Source organism: Xanthomonas sp. BRIP62415, assembly GCF_003993515.1.
Classification (GTDB): domain Bacteria; phylum Pseudomonadota; class Gammaproteobacteria; order Xanthomonadales; family Xanthomonadaceae; genus Xanthomonas; species Xanthomonas euroxanthea.
Genome location: NZ_QEZH01000032.1, coordinates 56,445 through 75,954, shown reverse-complemented (window position 1 = coordinate 75,954; position 19,510 = coordinate 56,445). Strand labels below are relative to the sequence as shown.

The window sequence follows — 19,510 nt, the reverse complement described above, 5'->3', positions numbered from 1 at the left end:
TGCATCCGCGTGCAGACGCTGCACGCAGATGCAGCGCGGCAAGCAACCACGTGGCAATACGCGATGCCGTCGATGACCCGTCGCGATCGGCACGTGACCGGCGCGCGGCGCCGTGATCCGCAGCGTCAGTTGCATTGGCGAAACACGCAGGCCGCGTGCATGACCATGCCAGACAAACGCGTGTGCACGCCACGCACACCTGCGTTTGCACCACGCCCCACCGCGCACGCCAGTTGGCACTCCCACGCATCGGTGCCATGCTGCCGGCACGCCACCAGAGGCCATGCATGACTGCGACGTCTTCCCTGCTGGGATCCCTGTTTGGCGAGCCTGCCTGCAACGCATTGTTCGACGATGCGGCGCGCGTGCAGGCGATGCTGCAATTCGAATCCGCGCTCGCCCGCGCGCAGGCGCAATGCGACGTGATTCCCGCCGATGCCGCGCAGGCCATTGCGGCCGCCTGCGACGTGCAGCATTACGATCTGGCCGCGCTGGCCCAGGCCACCGCACTTGCCGGCAACCCCGCCATTCCGCTGGTCAAGGCGCTGACCGCGCGCGTGGCCGCCCACGATGCGCAGGCCGCGCGCTGGGTGCACTGGGGCGCCACCAGCCAGGACGTCATCGACACCGGCACCGTGCTGCAGCTGCGTGCCGCGCTCGGCCTCCTGCTGCCGCGCCTGCAAGGCCTGTGCGCCGAGCTGGCTGCGCTGGCCGACCGCGAACGCAACACCGGCCTGCCTGGTCGTACCTTATTGCAGCAGGCGGTGCCGGTCACCCTCGGGCTCAAGGTCGCCGGCTGGCTGGATGCGCTGCAGCGCGCGCACCACCGCCTGCAGGCCCTGCAGCATGATGGCCTGGTGCTGCAGTTCGGCGGTGCGGCCGGCACGCTGGCGTCGTTGCAGGAGCGCGGTCTCGCTGTCGCCCAGGCGCTGGCAACGACGCTGGCGCTGCCGCTGCCCGCGTTGCCGTGGCATACCGCCCGCGATCGCCTGGTCGAGGTTGGCTGTGCGTTCGGCCTGCTGGCCGGCACCCTGGGCAAGATCGGTGGCGACGTGGTGCTGCTGATGCAGTCGGAAGTCGGCGAGGTGTTCGAGCCGGCCGCGGCCGGCAAGGGCGGCTCCTCGGCGATGCCGCACAAGCGCAACCCGGTCTCCAGCGTCGCCGCGGTTGCCGCCGCCACGCGCGTGCCCGGCCTGGTCGCGACCCTGTTCAGCGCGATGGCGCAGCCGCACGAACGCGCCGCCGGGCAATGGCATGCCGAATGGGAGACCTTGCCGCAGATCGTGTGCCTGACCGCCGGCAGCCTGGCGCAGATGCAGGCCTGCCTGGCCGACCTGCAACTGGATCGCGCCGCCATGCGCGCGCACCTGCACAGCCATGGCGGCGCGCTGTATGCCGAGGCGGCGGTGTTCGCGCTGGCACCAAGGCTCGGCAAGGCGCAGGCGCATGCGCTGGTCGAGCGCGCGGTGGCGCGTGCACAGGCGCAGCAGCGCCATCTGCGCGAGGTGCTCGGTGACGACGCGCAGGTGGGCGCGGTGCTCACGCAGGCGCAACTGCAGGCGGTGTTCGATGTGGACAGCTGGCGCGGCATGTCCTCGGTCTGGATCGATCGCGTGCTGGCCGGTTCCTCATCCCGCTGACGGTGCTCCGATGGCTTATCTCCAGTTGCCCACGCATCGCCTGCATTACCGTCTCGACGGCACCGAGGGCCGCCCCTGGCTGACCTTCTGCAATTCCCTGGGCACCGACCTGCACATGTGGGACGCGCAGATCGCCGCGTTTGCGCCGTATTACCGCATCCTGCGCTATGACCGCCGCGGCCATGGCGATTCGGACACGCCGCCCGGCCCGTACCGCGTTGCCGACATGGGCCAGGACGTGCTGGCGCTGTGGGATGCGTTGCAGATCGCGCAGAGCGACTTCTGCGGCCTGTCGATCGGCGGACTCACCGGGCAATGGCTGGGCCTGCATGCGCCGCAGCGCCTGCGCCGGCTGGTGGTGTGCGCCACCGCGCAGAAGATCGGCAGCAGCCAGAGCTGGAACGCGCGGATCGAACAGGTGCGCAGCGAAGGCCTGCCGGGGCTGGTCGATGCCACCTTGCAGCGCTGGTTCACACCGCCATTTGCCACCCGCCATGCGCAGCGCCTGGACATGATCGTGGCCGCCTTCGTGTCGACCTCGCCGCAGGGCTATATCGCCTGTTGCCAGGCGGTGGCCGACGCCGACTTCCGCGGCGCGCTCGACACCCTGGAACTGCCACTGCTCGCACTGGCCGGCGACGACGACCCGGTCTGTCCGCCGGCCGATCTGCGCGAGATCGCCTATGCCGCCCCACGCGGCCACTACGCGCAGGTGCCCGGCCGGCATATCTGCAACCTCGAATCGCCGGCCGCCTTCAACGACAGCGTGCTGGGCTTTCTGCAGGCCGACCACGTGTGACCCTCGCACGCCCAGCCAGGCAGTTGCCCCATGCGCGAAGCCGGCACCCCGATCCGGCAGGTGCGACGCTCGGCATTCCCGGTCGTAGCTTGCATCTGTGCCCAGCTGACGCATCACAACCGCATCAGGTCGGCAACGTCGACGGCCACCACGCCACCTGACACGTCAGCATCTACCTGCAGCCGCTGCGGATCTGCAGCGACCATTTCCGATTCCCGATTCCCGATTCCCGATTCCCCATTCCCCATTCCCCATTCCCACGCAGGAGAACTCCGATGCACGAAGACGAGCGTTACCAGGCAGGTCTGCGCGAGCGCCGACGCGTCTTGGGCGATGCGCATGTCGAGCGCTCGCTGGCCGCACGCACCGCGTTCACCGACGAGTTCCAGGCGCTGATCACCCGCTATGCCTGGGGCACCATCTGGACCCGCGATGGCCTGCCCGCACACACCCGTTCGCTGCTGACCCTGGCGATGATGGTCGCGCTGGGCCACGACGAGGAATTCAAGCTGCACGTGCGCGCCGCGCGCAACAACGGCGTCACCCCCGAGCAGATCAAGGAAGTGTTGCTGCAGGCCGCGGTCTATTGCGGCGTGCCTGCCGCTAACCATGCCTTTGCGCTGGCCAAGCCCATCCTCGAGGAGCAGGCGGGCGACGCAGGGCCGGCAAGCGAAGGCTGACAACCACGGCGACGCGCCAATGCAGCAGGCGCGTGTGGCTGGCGCGCCAGGCGGCGATGCACCGCGATCGGTTCGGATGGCGTGCCGCTGCTAGGCCAGCAGCGCAGGTGCGGCAAGGATGCAGATGCAATGCATCTGGTTGCGTTCTGGCGGCGCCGTGAGCACACCGGCCGGTGATGACATCGCCCATCGACAACGGGATGATGGAAATACGGCGACGGACAACCGCTTCCGGTCGCACAGGACATTCCCCACGAGGTTGCCGATGCTGCTGCGTACCGTTTGCCTGCTCTTGCTGCTGCTCGCCGCCTCCGGGCTGCAGGCACAACCGCATCCCGGGCCCGGGACCCGCCTGGCGCAGGTGCGCACCGACGATGGCCAGACGCTGGCGGTGTGGTCGCGCGTGCCGGCGCAGCCGCGCGGCGCGATCCTGCTGGTGCATGGGCGCACCTGGAGTGCGTTGCCCAATTTCGACCTGCAGGTTCCCGACGAACCGCGCGATGCGCGCTCGGTGCTGGCGGCATTGGCGCAGGCCGGCTATGCCGCCTACGCGGTGGACCTGCGCGGCTATGGCGGCAGTGCGCGCGATCCCAGCGGCTGGAACACGCCCGCGCGCGCCGTGGCCGACGTCAGTGCGGTGCTGGCCTGGGTGGCCCGTCAGCACCCGCAGCTGCCGGCGCCGGCGTTGCTCGGTTATTCCAATGGCGTGCGGGTGGCGCTGCTGATCGGCCAGCAACACCCGCAGGCAGTGTCGGCGCTGGTGCTGTACGGCTTCCCGGACGATGTCGACGCAGCCCCCGACGCCACCCCGGCGCCTGCGCAGCCAGTGCGTGCGCGCACCACGGCCGCGGCGGCCGGCGAGGATTTCATCACCGCCAACGCCGCCCCGCCCGGCGTGCGTGCGGCCTATGTGGCGCAGGCGGTGTCGGCCGACCCGGTGCGCACCGACTGGCGCGCCATGGAGCAGTTCGCCTTCCAGCCGGAGCAGGTGACCACGCTGCCGGTCTTGCTGCTGCGTGGCGTCGACGATCCCATCGCGACCCAGTCCGACAACGCGCACCTGTACGCACGTCTGCGCAGCCAAGACCGCAGCTGGGTCACGCTGCCGCACGCCGATCACGTGGCACATGTCGAGGACACCCACGCCGCCTGGGTGGATGCGGTGGTGAGTTTCCTGCGCCGGCCACGCTGAGCGCGCCGGCAGCCCGCTAGCTCAACAACGCGCCCAGCCGCTGCGCGGCCTGCTTCAACGGCTCCAGCAGCGTCTGCATCGTCTGCAGGCTCACGCGCCCGGCCTGGGCGCCGATATTGAGCGCGGCGATCACCTCGCCGCGCAGGTTGCGCACCGGTACCGCGATCGAGCGCAGGCCGATTTCCAGTTCCTGGTCGGTCAGGCACATGCCTTCGCGGCGCGTACGTGCCAGCACCTCCAGCAATGCCGATGCCTGGGTCACGGTGCGGTCGGTGCGCGGGCGCAGCGTGGTGCGCTTCAGGTACGCCTGCAAGGTGTCGCCGGGCAGGGCGGCCAGCAGGACGCGGCCCATCGAGGTGCAATAGGCCGGCAGGCGTGTGCCCGGGCGCAGCCCGATCGACATGATGCGCACCGTCTCTGCGCGTGCCACGTACAGCAGGTCGTCGCCGTCCAGCACGCCCAGCGAGCAGGATTCGTGCAACTGGTCGCGCAGCCCGTCCAGCACCGGCTGCGCCGCCGCCGTCATCGACGAAGACGCCGCATAGGCGCCGCCGATCCCCAGCACGCGTGGCAGCAGCACGTAGCCGCGGCCCTGCTCGCCGACATAGCCCAGCTTGGCCAGGGTGTGCAGCACCCGCCGCACCGCCGCGCGCGAGATGCCGGTCTCCAGGCTGATCTGCGACATCGTCACCTCGCGCGCGTGCTGGGCGAACACGCTCAGCACCACCAGCCCGCGGCCCAGCGAGGTCATGAAGTCCGGGTCGCCCTGGGCCGCGGCGATCTGCTGCATCAACTCATGCGGCAGGCCGCGTTCGCTACCGGCGGTGGCCACGGCGGTGGGGCGTTTGCGTCGGCTGGAGGCGGGCTCGGGCATCAGATCGCGGGCTGGAGGGGTCCATGCATGGTAAGCGCTCACGCCGATGCATGCGCCCGGTCGCAGCTTGTGCCCGGACATGTAAGCGCTTCACCCTGGTTGCCGCATAATCGTTGCTGGTTTGTTTCGGATCGGTCCCCTTAGTCCATGAAAACCCCCAAGGGCCTGCAACCGCTGATCGACGACGGCATCATCGACGAAGTGTTGCGACCACTGAAGAGCGGCAAGGAAGCATCCGTCTACGTGGTCAGCACAGGCGCCGACATCCTGTGCGCCAAGGTCTACAAGGACATGGCGCAACGCAGCTTCCAGGCGCGCGTGCAGTACCAGGAAGGCCGCAAGGTGCGTGGCAGCCGCCAGGCGCGCGCGATGGGCAAGGCCACCAAGTTCGGCCGGCGCGAAGCCGAGACCGCATGGAAGAACACCGAAGCCGAGGTGCTCTATCAGCTGATGGATGCCAGCGTGCACGTGCCCAGGCCGCGCGGCTATTTTCATGGCGTGCTGCTGATGGACCTGGTCACCGACGAGGCCGGCCACAGCGCACCGCGGCTGGGCGAGGTGGACCTGGAACCGGAACAGGCGCGCAGCTTCCATGCCAGCCTGATCGGCGACGTGGTCAAGATGCTGTCGCTGGGCCTGGTGCACGGCGATCTGTCCGAATACAACGTGCTGGTCTCGCCCGAGGGCCCGGTGTTGATCGACTTCCCGCAGGTGGTCAGCGCCGCCGGCAACAACGCCGCCCGCGACATGCTGCTGCGCGATGTGCACAACCTGCGCGATTGCCTCGGCCGCTTCGCCCCGGAGCTGCTGGAAACCCATTACGGCGAAGAGATGTGGGCGCTGTTCGAAAAGGGTGAGTTGCGCCCGGACAGCGTGCTGACCGGACGCTTCAAGTTCGACACCCGCCGGGCCGACGTGCGTGCCATCCGCGCCTCGATCGAAGACGCGCGCCAGGAAAACCTCATCCGTCAGCAGGGCCGCGAGGCCGCTGCCGAGGACGACGACTAGACTGCCGCTGCCCTGGCGCGCGCGTCGGCGCGACAGCGGCGGCACAGCGACAGCGCTGCCGGCATGCAGCGCGCAGGGAGATCGAACAGGTGCGCGCCGGGCAGGCGCGTAGGTGCGTTGCAGCGCAGCAAAAAACCGGCGATGCCCGATCGCGTCGACCATTTGCTGGACACCGCCACTGCGGCTGCATGCGTCGGCAGCACCGGATTTTGCGGCGCTGTGGCGCACAGTCGGCAACGCCATTGAAATGATTGATGACGGTCGATGGTGATTGATCATAAGTATCTGGCAGGCTCAGCCATCGTCTCCTGGAGAGTCCGTCATGTCGTTTGATCCCGATGTCGTGCGCCTGTTTGCCCAGCTTCAACACGCCGCTCAACCACCCATGGAAACCCTGCCGCTCGAGGGTGCCCGCGCAATGATGCGTGCACTCGGCGCGCAGATGGGTTTTCCACGCGTGGAGATGGCCGAGGTGCGCGACCTGCAGGCCGATACCGCAGCCGGCCCGGTGCGCCTGCGCCTGTATCGCCCACCAGGGCTAACCGCCGGCCCCGCACCGACCTGCCTGTTCGTGCACGGCGGCGGCGGTGTGGTGGGCGACCTGGACTCCCATGACGATGTCTGCCGGCAACTGGCGGCGCGCGCCGGCTGCCAGCTGCTGGCGGTCGACTATCGCCTGGCGCCGGAACATCCCGCGCCGGCGGGCGTGGAAGACGTGCTGGCGACCCTGCACTGGCTGGTTGCCCAGCCTGATGCGGTCGGTGCCGATGCACGGCGCCTGGCAGTGGCTGGCGACAGTATCGGCGGGGCCATGGCCGCGGTCGCGGCGCTGGCCGCGCGCGACGCCGGGATCGCGTTGCGCTGCCAGGTGCTGGTATATCCGCTGACCGATGCGCGCGAGGACAACGGGCAGTATCCGTCGCGATCGCACAACGCCGGCCTGCCGCCACTGACCACCGAGGCGGTGCGCTTCTTCAACCGGCATCTGTTGCCCGATCCTGCCATTGCACAGGACTGGCGCGTCTCGCCGATGCTGGTGCCGGAGGTGGCCGGCGTTGCGCCCGCACTGGTCATCGTGGGCGACCGCGACATGCTTTACGACGAAGGACGCGGCTATGCCGAACGTCTGCGCGCGGCCGGCGTGGAAGTCACCCTGCACAGCTTTCCCGGCATGATCCACGGCTTCATCAATATGGGCGGGGTCCTGCGCGCCGCCGCCGAAACGCTGGAGATGGCGACGCTGCTACTGCGCCAGCGCTTGCTGCCTGCCGTCGAGCGCAGGGCGGCGTAAGGCATGCATGCGGCAGGCGTGCATGCGCGCGCTGCCGCGGCACTGCAGCCACTCGCGCATGCAGGTCACCGGCGTCGGGAAGCCCCGGCCGAGCCGGTGGCCGCGCAAGCCTTGCGGCCGCCCATCACGCTTCAGAAATTGAAGCGGAAGGTGGTCATCAGCACATGGTTTTCGCGGTCCACCGTGCTGGTATTGACGAACTGGTTCAGATAGCCGACATCGACATTGGCAACGTCGTTGAACTTCCAGTTGATGCCGACGAAGACGCGGTTCTGGTCCAGGCCGCGTCGCGCACCCCATTCGGTCTGATCGAGATTGACGAACAGTTCGTTGAACGCCACCCACGACAGTTGCGCAGACCACGCACTGGGCCGGACCGCTCTGATCATCTGGCGCACCCGATACCCTTCGTCGCTGAAACCTTCGCGGTGACGCTGCTCCAGGCGGGTGCGGCTGGTGATGGTGATGTTGGCAATCGGATCGAACTGATATTGAAACTGGCCCCACCAGCGGTTTTCGCGGTTGGAGGATTGCCCGGCCGGGTGGCTGATGATGGTGTCGTAACCCATCCAGACACTGGCCTTGGGAGTGAACCGGTAAAACACCGCGGGACGCAGGATCAACTGGTCGAACTGCTCGCCTTCTTCGCGCCAGCGCGGATGCACATCCATGCTCCAGTACAGGTTCTCGACCGGCAGCTTGCCCTGGGCATACACGCTCAGCCAGTAACGCCCGTCTTCCTCGGTCTGCGCGGCCGCTTGCGAGGTGCCGCCCAGCATCAGCAGCAGGGCGGGGCAGGCGATTCGGTAGGTTGCCGACAGCAGCGCGCGCAGTGGGTTCATGGTCAGGACGTCGTCAGTGGTGCCGGAGCATACCAACTCGGTCGCGACCTCCATCAAGCTTCCCGGCATCGCCCGTGCGATACCGGCGCATTGCTTCGCGTGCGGCGACATGGAGTCGCGCCATGACATCGGTTGACAAGCATCCACGCATTTTCGGCGTGTAAAGCGATGAGGCGATCAGGCCGCCGACATCAACGTGTCAGCGCATCGGCGGGCACTCACGCCACCTGGCTGCGGCGCGCCCGTTCCAGATGCACCAGCAGCAGCGAGATGGCCGCCGGCGTCATGCCGGGAATGCGTTGCGCCTGGCCGATGTTCTGCGGGCGCACGCGTTCGAGTTTCTGCTGCACTTCGATCGACAAGCCACGCACGCCGGCATAATCGAATCCTTCCGGAATCGGCGTGGTTTCGTGGCGCTGCTGGCGCGCGATGTCGTCGCGTTGGCGATCCAGGTAACCGGCGTACTTGACGCTGATCTCCACCTGCTCGGCCACCTGCGCATCGTCCACGCCCGGACCCAGGGTCGGCACGCGCATCAGCGTGGCGTAGTTGAGTTCGGGGCGCTTGATCAGGTCCAGCACGTTGGTTTCGCGGCTCACCGCCACGCCCAGAGTCTGGGCCACTTCGCGGCCCAGCGCATTGCCCGGGGTCGCCCACAGCAGCGACAGGCGCGCGCTTTCGCGCTGTACCGCCTCCTGCTTGGCCGCAAACCGCGCCCAGCGCGCATCGTCGACTAGGCCCATGGCACGGCCGACGCCGGTCAGGCGCGCATCGGCATTGTCCTCGCGCAGCTGCAGGCGGTATTCGGCGCGGCTGGTGAACATGCGATACGGCTCGGTGGTGCCGTGGGTGATCAGATCGTCCACCAGCACGCCCAGGTAGGCCTGGTCGCGGCGCGGCGACCAGGCCGGCAATCCCTGCACGTGGCGCGCGGCATTGAGCCCGGCCAGCAGGCCCTGTGCGGCCGCCTCCTCGTACCCGGTGGTGCCATTGATCTGCCCGGCGAAGAACAGCCCGCCCACCGCCTTGGTTTCCAGCGAGGCCTTGAGCCCGCGCGGGTCGAAGAAGTCGTATTCGATCGCATAGCCGGGGCGGGTGATATGCGCCTGTGCGAAGCCGTGGATCGAGCGCACCAGTGCCAGCTGCACGTCGAACGGCAGCGAGGTGGAGATGCCGTTGGGATAGATCTCGGCCACTTCCAGGCCTTCGGGCTCGACGAAGATCTGGTGGCTGGTCTTCTCGGCAAAGCGCACCACCTTGTCTTCGATCGACGGGCAGTAACGCGGGCCGATGCCTTCGATCTGCCCCGAATACAGCGGCGAGCGATGCAGCGCGCTGCGGATGATGTCGTGGGTCTGCTCGGTGGTCTGGGTGATCCAGCAGCTGACCTGGCGCGGGTGATCGCCGAGCTGGCCCATGAACGACATCACCGGCAGGGGATCGTCGCCGGGTTGTTCGGCCATCACGCCGTAGTCGAGCGTGCGCCCGTCGATGCGCGGCGGGGTGCCGGTCTTGAGCCGGTCGATCGCAAACGGCCGCTCGCGCAGACGCGCGGCCAGCGTGGTGGCCGGCGGGTCGCCCATGCGCCCGGCCGCGTACTGGGTTTCGCCGACATGGATCTTGCCGGCCAGGAAGGTGCCGGCGGTCAGCACCACCGCCGGCGCTTCGAAACGCAGCCCGGTCTGGGTGACCACGCCGCGCACGCTGTCGGCTTCGGCAGCGCCGTGGTGGATGATCAGATCGTCCACCGCTGCCTGGAACACGGTCAGGTTTGGCTGCGCCTCGACGATGCGGCGGATCGCATTGCGGTAGAGGTTGCGGTCGGCCTGGCAGCGGGTGGCGCGCACCGCCGGCCCCTTGGAGGCATTGAGGGTGCGCCACTGGATGCCGGCCTGATCCGCCGCGCGTGCCATCGCCCCGCCCAGCGCGTCGATCTCCTTGACCAGATGGCCCTTGCCGATCCCGCCGATGGCCGGGTTGCAGCTCATCGCGCCCACCGTCTCGATGTTGTGGGTCAGCAGCAAGGTACGGGCACCGGCGCGCGCGGACGCCAGCGCCGCCTCGGTGCCGGCATGGCCGCCGCCGATCACGATGACGTCGTAGCGATAGAAGGAGTCGGACATGGGCGTGGACCAGGAGCAGAAGGAGGTTGGCGGCCGCGAAAGTATCGGCTGAAGGGCGGGCGAGGTCACGAAATCACTAAAAGTGTGACTCCAATCACATTATCGAACAGTGGCGCTCAAGTTGGCATGTTCCGTGCGGATATCCCTACTGCACCCGTCGTGGCATTGCGACATGGGCGCAAGGCTGGAATTGGAACAGGGGCCAGCCACGCGTGCGACGGGGTCGCGTAAGGGTCGGTAGTCGGGGGACTGCCGGCCCTTATTTTTTTCTGCGATCCAACAGCGACCGCAACCGCGCCTGCCGGGCTTGGATATCCACGGGTACGGCAGAGCGGGCGACAAAAACATAAAGCCCCGGCATGCCGGGGCTTTATGCATTGGAGGCGCCGATATCCGACAGGGCCGGAACAGGGGGGATCCAGATTTCCCTGTCGGACATCGACATAAGTCGGTCAGTGAAGCGAGTCAGGTCAAAAAATGACGTGGCGGGTCACACAGAGCACCTAGCTTGCGACCAAGTGCCGGCTGAACGCAAGCCCCCAACATCACCATTTGTGGGCCACGTCGCAGTCAGCCACTCAGGGAATCTGCTGGCGTGTGTTGCGGGGCGCGGTCTGCCGTTGAATCTCACGGATCACCCGCGGTGGTGCACCGATGCGTGGCGGCGGCCGCGACGGCGGCGCACCGGTCGCCGGGGGGCGATTGGGTTGCTGCGGGCGCGGCCCGTTGGGGCGGGGGCCGTTCGGACGCGGGCCGTAGAACGAGCCATTCGGACGCGGCGGCCGGTACTGCGGGCGTCGATCGTTCTGGCGGTAGTAATAGCCGCCACCGCCGCGGTAGACCGGATACACCGGGTAGTCGTACAGCCCGATCGACCCGGCACCATAGGGGTAGCCGTACGGGCTGCCGTAGGAATACGGTGAGTACCCCGGCGGGTAGCGATACTGCACCGCGGGCGCGCCGCGGTAATAGCCGCCCGACCCAGCGCCGGTGTAGTCGTACGTTGCGCAGCCGCCCAGGGCCAACAGCCCGGCGGCGAAGATCAGACGGAATTTCATCGATGGTGCCCTCCTGCAACCATGGTGTCACTTTCGAACCGATGCATTGAATCGGTCCTTAACTGTGCCGCAATGTGGCGCTTCTTCATCGATCCAGCATGCGCGGGCAGTGCGCCTGCAGCCGTGAAGGCGGGGACGATACGTTAATCTTGCAGGCATGATCGAGACGGTCCCTCTTGCCCATTCCGACGTCCTGCAAGCCGCTGCGCGCATCGCGCCGCAGTGCGCGCCGACACCGCTGCTGACCGCGCACAGCCTGGACGCCCTCTGCGGCGCGCAGCTGTTCTTCAAGGCCGAACACCTGCAGCGCAGCGGCGCATTCAAGTTCCGTGGTGCCTGCAACGCGGTGTGGTCATTGCCGGCCGGGCTTGCCGCACGCGGTGTGGTCACCCATTCGTCCGGCAATCACGGCGCCGCACTGGCGCTTGCCGCGCGCACGCGCGGGATCGGCTGCCATGTGGTGGTGCCCGAAGGCGCGGTGGCCGCCAAGCTGGCAAATATTTCCCGTCACGGCGCCACGCTGTGGCGTTGCGCGCCCACCATCGCGGCGCGCGAGCAGATGTGTGCCGAGGTCCAGGCCGGCAGCGGCGCGACGCTGGTGCATCCGTATACCGACCCGGCCGTGATCGCCGGGCAGGGCACCGCCGCGCTGGAGCTGCTGCGGCAGAGCGGCGGGCTGGACGTGCTGGTGGCACCGGTCGGAGGTGGCGGGCTGGCGGCAGGCACGGCGCTGGCGCTGCAAGCGGCGCCGGGCTGCACGCTGGTGCTGGCCGAGCCGAGCGGGGCGGCCGATACCGCGCGCTCGCTGGCGGCCGGCGAGCGCTTGGTCGACTTCGTGCCCGACACGCTCTGCGACGGCCTGCGCGGCACCCTGGGCGCGCCGAATTTCGCGCTGTTGCAGGCCGCCGGCGCTCAGGTGATCACCGTGGACGATGCGGCGGTGGTGCAGGCGATGCGGTTGATTTGGCAGGTCCTCAAACAGGTCGTGGAGCCGTCCTCGGCGATTGCGCTGGCGGCGGTGCTGGCCGACCCGGCACGCTTCGCCGGGCGGCGGGTCGGGCTGATCCTGTCCGGCGGCAATGTCGACCTGGACGCGCTGCCCTGGGCCGCGGCGTGAGCAGGCGCTCGCGCGGGATCGGTCTGTGGGGCTGGTGCTGGCGCCTGTGCATGCTGGCGCTGATCTGGCTGGTGGGCGTGGCCGGCTGGATCGTCTGGGTCGGCGATCGCGACCAGGCCGCGCCGGCCGACGTGATCATCGTGCTGGGTGCGGCCGCCTACGACGCGCGCCCCTCGCCGGTGTTCGAGGAGCGCATCCGGCATGCGCTGGACCTGTACACGCAGGGCTACGCGCCGCGGCTGCTGTTCACCGGCGGCTTCGGCAACGGCGCGCGCTTTGCCGAATCGCAGGTGGCGCGGCGCTATGCGCTACGCCACGGCGTCCCGCCGGAAGCGATCGTGATCGAGACGGTCTCGCGCACCACCCGGCAGAATCTGCAACAGGCGCGCGCGCTGATGGACCGGCACGGCATGCACCGGGCGATCATCGTCAGTGACCCCTTGCACATGGCGCGCGCGCTGCGGCTGAGCCAGGAGCTGGGGGTGGACGCGCTGGCCTCCTCCACGCCCAGCACGCGCTTTCGCAGCTTCCACACCAGCTGGCGCTTCCTGCTGCAGGAGGTCTATTACTTCCACCGCGATCTGGTGGTGCAGGGCGCCTGAGGCCGGGTGTGCTGCATGGCAGGCGTGTCCAAGCGCAGCACGCGCTCTATGATGCGGCTTTCCCAGCGGCAGGTGCGAGCATGAGCGAGCGCAATCGGCAACACGCCATCGGCCTAGTCCAGGCCTATTACGACGCCTTCAACCGCGGCGATTGGGATGCCATGCTGGCGTTCCTGGCCGACGATGTCGCGCACGACCTCAATCAGGGCCCCCGCGAGATCGGCCGGGCGGCATTTGCCGCCTTCCTGCAACGCATGAACGACAGCTACCGCGAGCAGCTGCGCGATGTCGTGGTCACCGCCGACGAGGACGGCACGCGGGTCGGTGCCGAGTACGTGGTGCACGGGGTCTACCACACCACCGACGAAGGCCTGCCGGAGGCCAACGGGCAGACCTACGTGCTGCCGGGCGGTGCATTCTTCGCTGTGCACGACGGCAGGATCACCCGCGTCACCAACTACTACAACCTGCAGGAATGGATCGCGCAGGTGGCGCGCTGAGTGCATCGATCGGCGCGGGCCAGCCCTGCGTAGGAGCGCACCCGGGCGCGACCAGGCATTGCGGTAACGCCTCATCGCGCCCAGGTGCGCTCCTACGTGGTGGGTTCGGTGTTGTGGCATGACTCCGGCGTTGCGGCATGACGCGGTGCATATCCTGCCTGGACCGATCGGCATGGGCAGCCAGACCTGCGCAGGAGCGCACCCGGGCGCGATGGGCGTTACCGGTAACGTCCCATCGCGCGCAAGCACGCTCCTGCGCGGTGGTCCGGGTTACAGCAGCACGATTCCGACCACCACCAGGATGAAGATGCCCCACTTGAGCGTCTGGTACAGCGGGTTGTTGCGTTCCTTCAGCGCCTTGGCCTTCAGCCGCGCGGCATAGAAGTAGCGGAACACGCGGTTGATGCCGCCGGTCTTGTCGCCTTCCTGGTTGGGCGAGGCACCGGCCGAGAGCAGGCTGCGGCCGACGAAGCGGTTCACCGCCGCGGCCCAGCGCCAGCGCATCGGGCGCTCGATGTCGCAGAACAGGATGATGCGGTCCTGGTCGGTGTCGTTGCGCGCGTAGTGGATGTAGGTCTCGTCGAACATCGTCCATTCGCCATCGCGCCAGCTGTGGCGCTGCCCGTCGACGTCGATGAAGCAGCGGTCGTCGTTGGGCGTGGCCAGGCCCAGGTGCAGGCGCATGGACCCGGCGAACGGGTCGCGGTGCGGGCGCAGTTCGCTGCCCGGCGGCAACTCGGCGAACATCGCGGCCTTGACCGTGGGGATGGACTTCAGCAGCGCGGTGGTCTGCGGGCACAGCTCGGACGCCGACGGGTGCGCGGTGCCGTACCACTTCAGATAGAAGCGCTTCCAGCCGCGGCGGAAGAACGAGTTGAAGCCGATGTCGGTATAGCCGTCGGCGGCGCGGATCTTCTGCATCTGCTGCAGCGCCACCGCTTCATCGCGGATCAGCGGCCAGTTGGCGCGCAGCGGCGCCAGTTCCGGGAACTCCTTGCCGGGATCGATGAACGGTGTGGTCGGCACCCGCGAACACAGATACATCAGCGTGTTGATCGGCGCCATGAAGGTGGAATGGTCCAGCAGCTGCCGGCTGAGCCGGTGCCGCACGCGACCGCGGTAATGGATGTACAGCGCTGATGCGATGAACAGCGCGATGATGAGCCACTTCAACATTGGGAAGACCAATTGGGGGGCGGGGGCCGCAACCATCAGCGCGGCGATCAAAACGACAAAACGGCCGGGCGGGCGCTGGCGGTGCTCGGAACCTGCATGTATCACGCGTACACGGCGGTTCCTGCGCGCCGTCTGCAGCCACCTGGCGATCGCTTGCGACGTAGTGCTCGCCACGCTGGTTGAGGCATTGAACAAGGTGAGCCGCAACAGGAACCTGCGGCCGTTGACTGCTGAATTCTACCGGGTGTCGGGACCGAGCCTGACAGGTCGGCATTGGTGTGGTCGCAAAACTGTGTGTCTCGCCGGCAACGGCTGCGGTGTTGCCGGCGATCTGCACCGTCGCTAGTCGATGCGGCGGCGGATCGGAATCGAGGCCACCGGCACGCTGGCGACGTCATGCCCCTGCTCGCGGATGGGCGCGCCCGGTGCCGGTGCCCAGGCATGGGCATAGATCACTTCCCAGGAGCTGGGCAAGGTGCCGTCCGGCCGCCGCAGCGGCTCGTAGGCGGCGCTGGCGGCGGCAAAGCGGCCGCGCCCGGTCAGGGTGGCGCGGCGATTGCTGAGCGCGTTGGTGGCGCCCATCGCGCGCAGCTCGCGCATCAGCGCGGGCAGGTCGCTGTAGGTCAGCGTGAACAGGTCGCGGTCCAGCACCGGGTCGCGGAAGCCGGACATCAGCAAGGCATCGCCGAACTGGGCGATCGGCGGGAAGCGGCTGACATGCGGGGCCGGGTCGGCCTGGGCGAAGGCCTCGCGCAATTCGATCAGCGTCTCCGGGCCGAAGGTGGAGCACAGCAACAGGCCGCCCGGCCGCAGCGCGCGGCGGAAACCGGCGAATACTGCCGGCAGGTCTTCCACCCACTGCAGGCACAGGTTGCTGAAGATCACATCCACGCTGCCGTCGGCCACCGGCAAGGCGCGCGCATCGGCGCAGACCTGCGCGAACGGCTTCCACCAGCCCGCCGCCTTGCGCGCCTGGCGCAGCATCGGCATGGCCTGGTCCAGCGCGATCACCTGCGCCTTGGGCCAGCGCTTCTTGATCGCGGCGCTGGCATGGCCGGGGCCGGCACCGACATCCAGCACCACCTTGGGCACCTGGTCGCCCAGATAGTCGAGCGATTCGAGCAGGCGCGCTTCGGCTTCGCGCTGTAGCGCGGCGGCGGCGGCATAGCTGCTGGCGGCACGCGCAAAGGCGCGCCGGACGTGGCGGGGGTCGAAAGTACTGTTCATGAGCGGCGCTATTGTCGCCTGTGGCCGGGGCGGAGGGAATCGATGTGTGGTGCGGACCGGCGATCGGCCCGGAGCAGTGCAAGCGGTCGGTCCGCCAGCGACAGCATGGCGACCGCAAGGGACCGGCAGGGTGTCTCGACGCGCGCGTCGTGGCCGGAGGCAACCGGAACGTCCGCCGCAGTAGCCACAACCATCGGCCCGCAACGTCCGCCTAGAGCGCGTCGGTCACCGCATTGGCCACACCCATCGGCATGGCCGGCGCGTCCTAGAACGTGCCGGGATAGCTGCCGCCGTCGATCAGCAGGTTCTGCCCGGTGATGTAGCCGGCCTGCGCGCTGCACAGGAACGCGCAGGCCGCGCCGAATTCGTCCGGCTCGCCGAAGCGTGCGGCCGGAATGCCTGCACGCTTGCGCTCGGCGACCTCTTCGGCGCCGAGGCCTTGCTGTTGGGCGATCGCCGCGAAGTTGCCGCGCAGGCGGTCGGTGGCGAACTGGCCGGGCAATAGATTGTTGATGGTGACGTTGTCGGCGACCGTGCTGCGCGCCAGCCCGGCGACGAAGCCGGTGAGGCCGGCACGCGCGCCATTGGACAGGCCCAGGATGTCGATCGGCGCCTTCACCGCACTGGAGGTGATGTTGACGATGCGGCCGAAGCGCCGTGCGCGCATCGCATCGACGCTGGCGCGTATCAACTCGATCGGCGCCAGCATGTTGGCATCCAGTGCGCGCAGCCAGTCGTCGCGCTCCCACTGGCGAAAATCGCCGGGCGGCGGGCCACCGGCGTTGTTGATGAGGATATCCACCTGCGGGCAGGCGGCGAGGGCATCGCTGCGTCCCTGCGGAGTGGCGATATCGGCCACCACGCTGCGTACTTCGCCGGCGCCCGGCAGTGCGCACAGCGCATCGGCGGACTGCTCCAGGGCATCGCGGCCGCGCGCGACGATCACCACATTGACGCCTTCGCTGGCCAGCGCGCGTGCGCAGCCCAATCCCAGGCCCTTGCTGGCGGCGCACACCAATGCCCAGCGCCCGGCGATTCCCAGATCCATGCGTGTGTCCTCGATCAGCGATGGCGCATGATCGACGATCGGTTCACGGCACGGACGCAACGAAGCGTTGCAGCGCCTCGGCGACCTGGTCGGCGTGGCCAAGAAACGGTGCGTGGCCGCCACCGGCAATGGTCAATGCCTGGGCGTGCGGAGCCAGCGCCGCGGCCGCCTGCATGCCGGCGGCCGGCACCAGCCGGTCGCGCTGGCCGGCAATCCACAGGCTGGGCCGTGTCAGTTGCGGCAGCGCGCGGCGCAGGTCGGTGCGTTCCAGCAGGCCAAGACCTTGCTGCAACGCTGCGGCCGCCGGTTCGCCGCGCGCCACCAGCGTCTCGCGCAGGCTGCGCAACTCGGCGCGGGCATGCGCCGAGCCCAGCGTGTCCAGCGCCAGAAAGCGCTCCAGCGTGCCGCGATAATCGCGCGCCAGGTCCTGGCCGAATTGCACGAATACCTCGCGCTCGACCGCGTCGGGCCACTCGGGGCCACGCACAAAACGCGGCGTGGCCGCGATCATCGCCAGCCCGCGCACCTTGGGCTGGGTGGCTGCGGCATGCAGTGCGAACAGCCCGCCCAGCGACCAGCCGACCCACACCGCCGGCGGGGTGGCCGCGGCGATGCCGGCGACCACGTCCGGCAGCGCCAGCGGTGTGCTGTCCTCGCGGCTGAAACCGTGCCCGGGCAGGTCCACCAGATGCAGTTGATGGTGCGCGGCCAGGCGTTCCACCAGCGGCGCGAACACGCCGCCGTGCAACGCCCAACCATGCAGAAGAACCAGCGCAGGCCCGTGGCCGATGACATCGATATGCATGCGGGGATTGTCGCCGATTGGACAATCGGTGCGCGCAGATCCGTGCCGAGTCGGCGCATGGCGCTTGTACGTGGCGCGTTGACCCCGGGATCCGAAGCAGCTCCGTTGCGTGCGCACATGACCCTGATCGCGGCAGTGGCAACGCCAATGATCCATCAGGTGTCAGCTGGGTGTGGATTGTGCGCGCAGCGCTGCGGTTTCAGTCGAGCGATCCGTGCCATCCCGGGCACCGGCGGCGCTGCCCGGCTGCTGGGCAAGCGTCTTGATCGTCGCCTTCAGGCCAACGCACGCAGTGGCTGCCGACCGACCACATCGCGCGCCTGCACGATGGCCTCGATCAAGGCCTGCACCTGCTGCGGCGTATGCAGCGCGGACAGGGTCACACGCAGACGCGCCTTGCCTTCGGGCACGGTGGGCGGGCGAATCGCGCCAACCAGAAAGCCGGCCTGTTCCAGCGCGGCGGACATCGCCATCACCGTGGCTTCTTCGCCGCACAGCAAGGGCTGGATCGGCGTATCCGAGGCCATCAGTTCGAAGCCGTGCCGGCGTGCGCCATCGCGGAAACTGCCGATCGACTCGACCAGCTTGGCACGCCGCCAATCGTCGCGACGCGCCAGGCGCACCGCCGCCAGGGTTGCAGCGACCTGCGCCGGCGGCAACGCGGTGGTGTAGATGTAGGGGCGCGCGGTTTCGGCCAGATGGCGTACCAGCGCTTCATCGCCAACGACGACCGCGCCATAGCCACCGAGCGCCTTGCCCAGGGTCACCAACTGCAGCGGCACCTCGGCCACGCCCAGTCCGGCATCGGCCACGCAGCCGCGCCCCTGCGGGCCGAGCACGCCCACGCCGTGTGCGTCGTCGACATAGAACAGCGCCTGCTGCATGCGCGCCACCAGGCTCAACGCGCGCAGCGGGGCCACATCGCCATCCATGCTGAAGACGCCATCGCTGGCCAGCATCGCCGCGCCCTCGGGCGCGCCCTTGAGCTGACGCATCGCGCCTTCTACATCCAGGTGCGGATAGCGGCGCAGCCGGCAGCCGGCCAGGCGCGTGGCATCGAGCAGGCTGGCGTGGTTGAGCCGGTCCTGCACGCAGACATCGTCGTCCTCGCTGAGCAGGGCCTGCTGCACCGCCAGATTGGCGACAAAGCCGCTGCCGAACAGCAGGGCCGACGGATAGCCCAGCCACTGCGCGATCTCGCGTTCCAGCGTTTCGTGCGCGGTGTGGTTGCCGCAGATCAGGTGCGAGGCGGTGGCGCCGGCGCCATCGCGCGCGGCGGCGTCCTGCAACGCAGCGACCACTTCGAACTGCTGCGACAGGCCCAGATAGTCGTTGGAGCAGAAGCCGGTCAGCCAGCGGCCATCGATCTCCAGCCGCACGCCATCGCGCCGGCTCACCAGCCGCCGTACCCGCACCCGTTCCTGGGCCACACGCAAGGTGCGCAGCGACGAAATCCGTTCGTGCAGATCGGGGCGAGCCATGGGGGCATTCAGCGGCAGAAAGGTGCGCTAGCGTAGCCTGCCGCGCC

At 68.6% G+C, this 19,510-nt stretch carries 18 protein-coding genes and 1 other RNA gene; 10 read left to right on the top strand and 9 right to left on the bottom strand.

The annotated features are described in order from the left end of the window. The first annotated feature begins 257 nt into the window (after positions 1 to 257). The 4 genes from EO141_RS17475 (at position 258) to EO141_RS17460 (ending at position 4,311) form a co-directional block, all read left to right on the top strand. On the top strand, positions 258 to 1,640 hold the full coding sequence (locus EO141_RS17475) for a 3-carboxy-cis,cis-muconate cycloisomerase (RefSeq protein ID WP_206514820.1): 1,383 nt from the start codon (positions 258 to 260) through the stop codon (positions 1,638 to 1,640). 10 nt (positions 1,641 to 1,650) lie between these two features. After that, the gene (gene pcaD / locus EO141_RS17470; RefSeq protein ID WP_127169811.1) at positions 1,651 to 2,439 is read left to right on the top strand and encodes a 3-oxoadipate enol-lactonase; all 789 of its coding nucleotides are present in this window, start codon (positions 1,651 to 1,653) and stop codon (positions 2,437 to 2,439) included. 275 nt (positions 2,440 to 2,714) lie between these two features. Next, the gene (gene pcaC / locus EO141_RS17465; protein ID WP_104583844.1) at positions 2,715 to 3,119 is read left to right on the top strand and encodes a 4-carboxymuconolactone decarboxylase; all 405 of its coding nucleotides are present in this window, start codon (positions 2,715 to 2,717) and stop codon (positions 3,117 to 3,119) included. 265 nt (positions 3,120 to 3,384) lie between these two features. Further along, positions 3,385 to 4,311 carry an alpha/beta fold hydrolase gene (locus tag EO141_RS17460; RefSeq protein ID WP_164739278.1) on the top strand — a complete coding sequence of 309 codons (927 nt, stop codon included), beginning with the start codon at positions 3,385 to 3,387 and terminating at the stop codon, positions 4,309 to 4,311. Between the two features lie 16 nt (positions 4,312 to 4,327). On the opposite strand, the gene EO141_RS17455 is transcribed toward EO141_RS17460, so the two are convergent. Beyond that, complete coding sequence (locus tag EO141_RS17455) at positions 4,328 to 5,185, bottom strand: IclR family transcriptional regulator C-terminal domain-containing protein (protein ID WP_127169810.1); 858 nt, start codon at positions 5,183 to 5,185, stop codon at positions 4,328 to 4,330. Between the two features lie 147 nt (positions 5,186 to 5,332). Here EO141_RS17455 and EO141_RS17450 point away from each other — a divergent pair, with 147 nt between their 5' ends. Then, the gene (locus EO141_RS17450; RefSeq protein WP_115675730.1) at positions 5,333 to 6,193 is read left to right on the top strand and encodes a PA4780 family RIO1-like protein kinase; all 861 of its coding nucleotides are present in this window, start codon (positions 5,333 to 5,335) and stop codon (positions 6,191 to 6,193) included. Positions 6,194 to 6,515: 322 nt separating this feature from the next. After that, positions 6,516 to 7,484 (top strand): alpha/beta hydrolase, encoded by a 969-nt coding sequence (locus tag EO141_RS17445; protein WP_127169809.1) that lies wholly within the window; start codon positions 6,516 to 6,518, stop codon positions 7,482 to 7,484. Between the two features lie 131 nt (positions 7,485 to 7,615). Here the strand turns inward: EO141_RS17445 and EO141_RS17440 are convergent, their stop codons facing one another. The 3 genes from EO141_RS17440 to EO141_RS17430 form a co-directional block, all read right to left on the bottom strand. Further along, positions 7,616 to 8,263: a DUF2490 domain-containing protein gene (locus EO141_RS17440; protein ID WP_164739300.1), complete on the bottom strand. Its 648-nt coding sequence runs from the start codon at positions 8,261 to 8,263 to the stop codon at positions 7,616 to 7,618. A gap of 281 nt (positions 8,264 to 8,544) precedes the next feature. Then, on the bottom strand, positions 8,545 to 10,449 hold the full coding sequence (mnmG, locus tag EO141_RS17435; protein ID WP_127169808.1) for a tRNA uridine-5-carboxymethylaminomethyl(34) synthesis enzyme MnmG: 1,905 nt from the start codon (positions 10,447 to 10,449) through the stop codon (positions 8,545 to 8,547). A 578-nt stretch (positions 10,450 to 11,027) separates the two neighbouring features. After that, entirely contained in the window at positions 11,028 to 11,507 is a 480-nt protein-coding gene (locus EO141_RS17430; RefSeq protein WP_047124571.1) for a hypothetical protein, read from the bottom strand. A gap of 157 nt (positions 11,508 to 11,664) precedes the next feature. On the opposite strand from EO141_RS17430, the gene EO141_RS17425 reads away from it, so the two are divergent. The 3 genes from EO141_RS17425 to EO141_RS17415 all read left to right on the top strand — a co-directional run bounded on the left by EO141_RS17425 (position 11,665) and on the right by EO141_RS17415 (position 13,726). Beyond that, positions 11,665 to 12,624 carry a pyridoxal-phosphate dependent enzyme gene (locus EO141_RS17425; RefSeq protein ID WP_127169807.1) on the top strand — a complete coding sequence of 320 codons (960 nt, stop codon included), beginning with the start codon at positions 11,665 to 11,667 and terminating at the stop codon, positions 12,622 to 12,624. Further along, the gene (locus EO141_RS17420) at positions 12,609 to 13,226 is read left to right on the top strand and encodes a YdcF family protein (RefSeq protein ID WP_104649188.1); all 618 of its coding nucleotides are present in this window, start codon (positions 12,609 to 12,611) and stop codon (positions 13,224 to 13,226) included. Before EO141_RS17425 ends, EO141_RS17420 begins: the two co-directional genes overlap by 16 nt. A gap of 80 nt (positions 13,227 to 13,306) precedes the next feature. After that, the gene (locus EO141_RS17415; protein ID WP_127169806.1) at positions 13,307 to 13,726 is read left to right on the top strand and encodes a nuclear transport factor 2 family protein; all 420 of its coding nucleotides are present in this window, start codon (positions 13,307 to 13,309) and stop codon (positions 13,724 to 13,726) included. Between the two features lie 270 nt (positions 13,727 to 13,996). On the opposite strand, the gene lpxO is transcribed toward EO141_RS17415, so the two are convergent. Next, the gene (lpxO, locus tag EO141_RS17410) at positions 13,997 to 14,902 is read right to left on the bottom strand and encodes a lipid A hydroxylase LpxO (protein ID WP_016903250.1); all 906 of its coding nucleotides are present in this window, start codon (positions 14,900 to 14,902) and stop codon (positions 13,997 to 13,999) included. A gap of 96 nt (positions 14,903 to 14,998) precedes the next feature. Here lpxO and EO141_RS17405 point away from each other — a divergent pair. Next, positions 14,999 to 15,074: non-coding RNA, sX9 sRNA (locus EO141_RS17405), on the top strand. A gap of 170 nt (positions 15,075 to 15,244) precedes the next feature. On the opposite strand, the gene bioC is transcribed toward EO141_RS17405, so the two are convergent. The 4 genes from bioC to bioF form a co-directional block, all read right to left on the bottom strand. Further along, positions 15,245 to 16,129 (bottom strand): malonyl-ACP O-methyltransferase BioC, encoded by an 885-nt coding sequence (gene bioC / locus EO141_RS17400; protein WP_047124575.1) that lies wholly within the window; start codon positions 16,127 to 16,129, stop codon positions 15,245 to 15,247. Positions 16,130 to 16,394: 265 nt separating this feature from the next. Next, positions 16,395 to 17,177 (bottom strand): SDR family oxidoreductase, encoded by a 783-nt coding sequence (locus tag EO141_RS17395; RefSeq protein ID WP_127169805.1) that lies wholly within the window; start codon positions 17,175 to 17,177, stop codon positions 16,395 to 16,397. A gap of 43 nt (positions 17,178 to 17,220) precedes the next feature. Beyond that, positions 17,221 to 17,982, bottom strand: a complete 762-nt coding sequence (bioH, locus tag EO141_RS17390) for a pimeloyl-ACP methyl ester esterase BioH (RefSeq protein ID WP_104585657.1) — start codon at positions 17,980 to 17,982, stop codon at positions 17,221 to 17,223. 275 nt (positions 17,983 to 18,257) lie between these two features. After that, a complete protein-coding gene (gene bioF / locus EO141_RS17385; RefSeq protein ID WP_127169804.1) occupies positions 18,258 to 19,463 on the bottom strand; it encodes an 8-amino-7-oxononanoate synthase in 1,206 nt (401 codons plus the stop codon). Between the last annotated feature and the right edge of the window lie 47 nt (positions 19,464 to 19,510).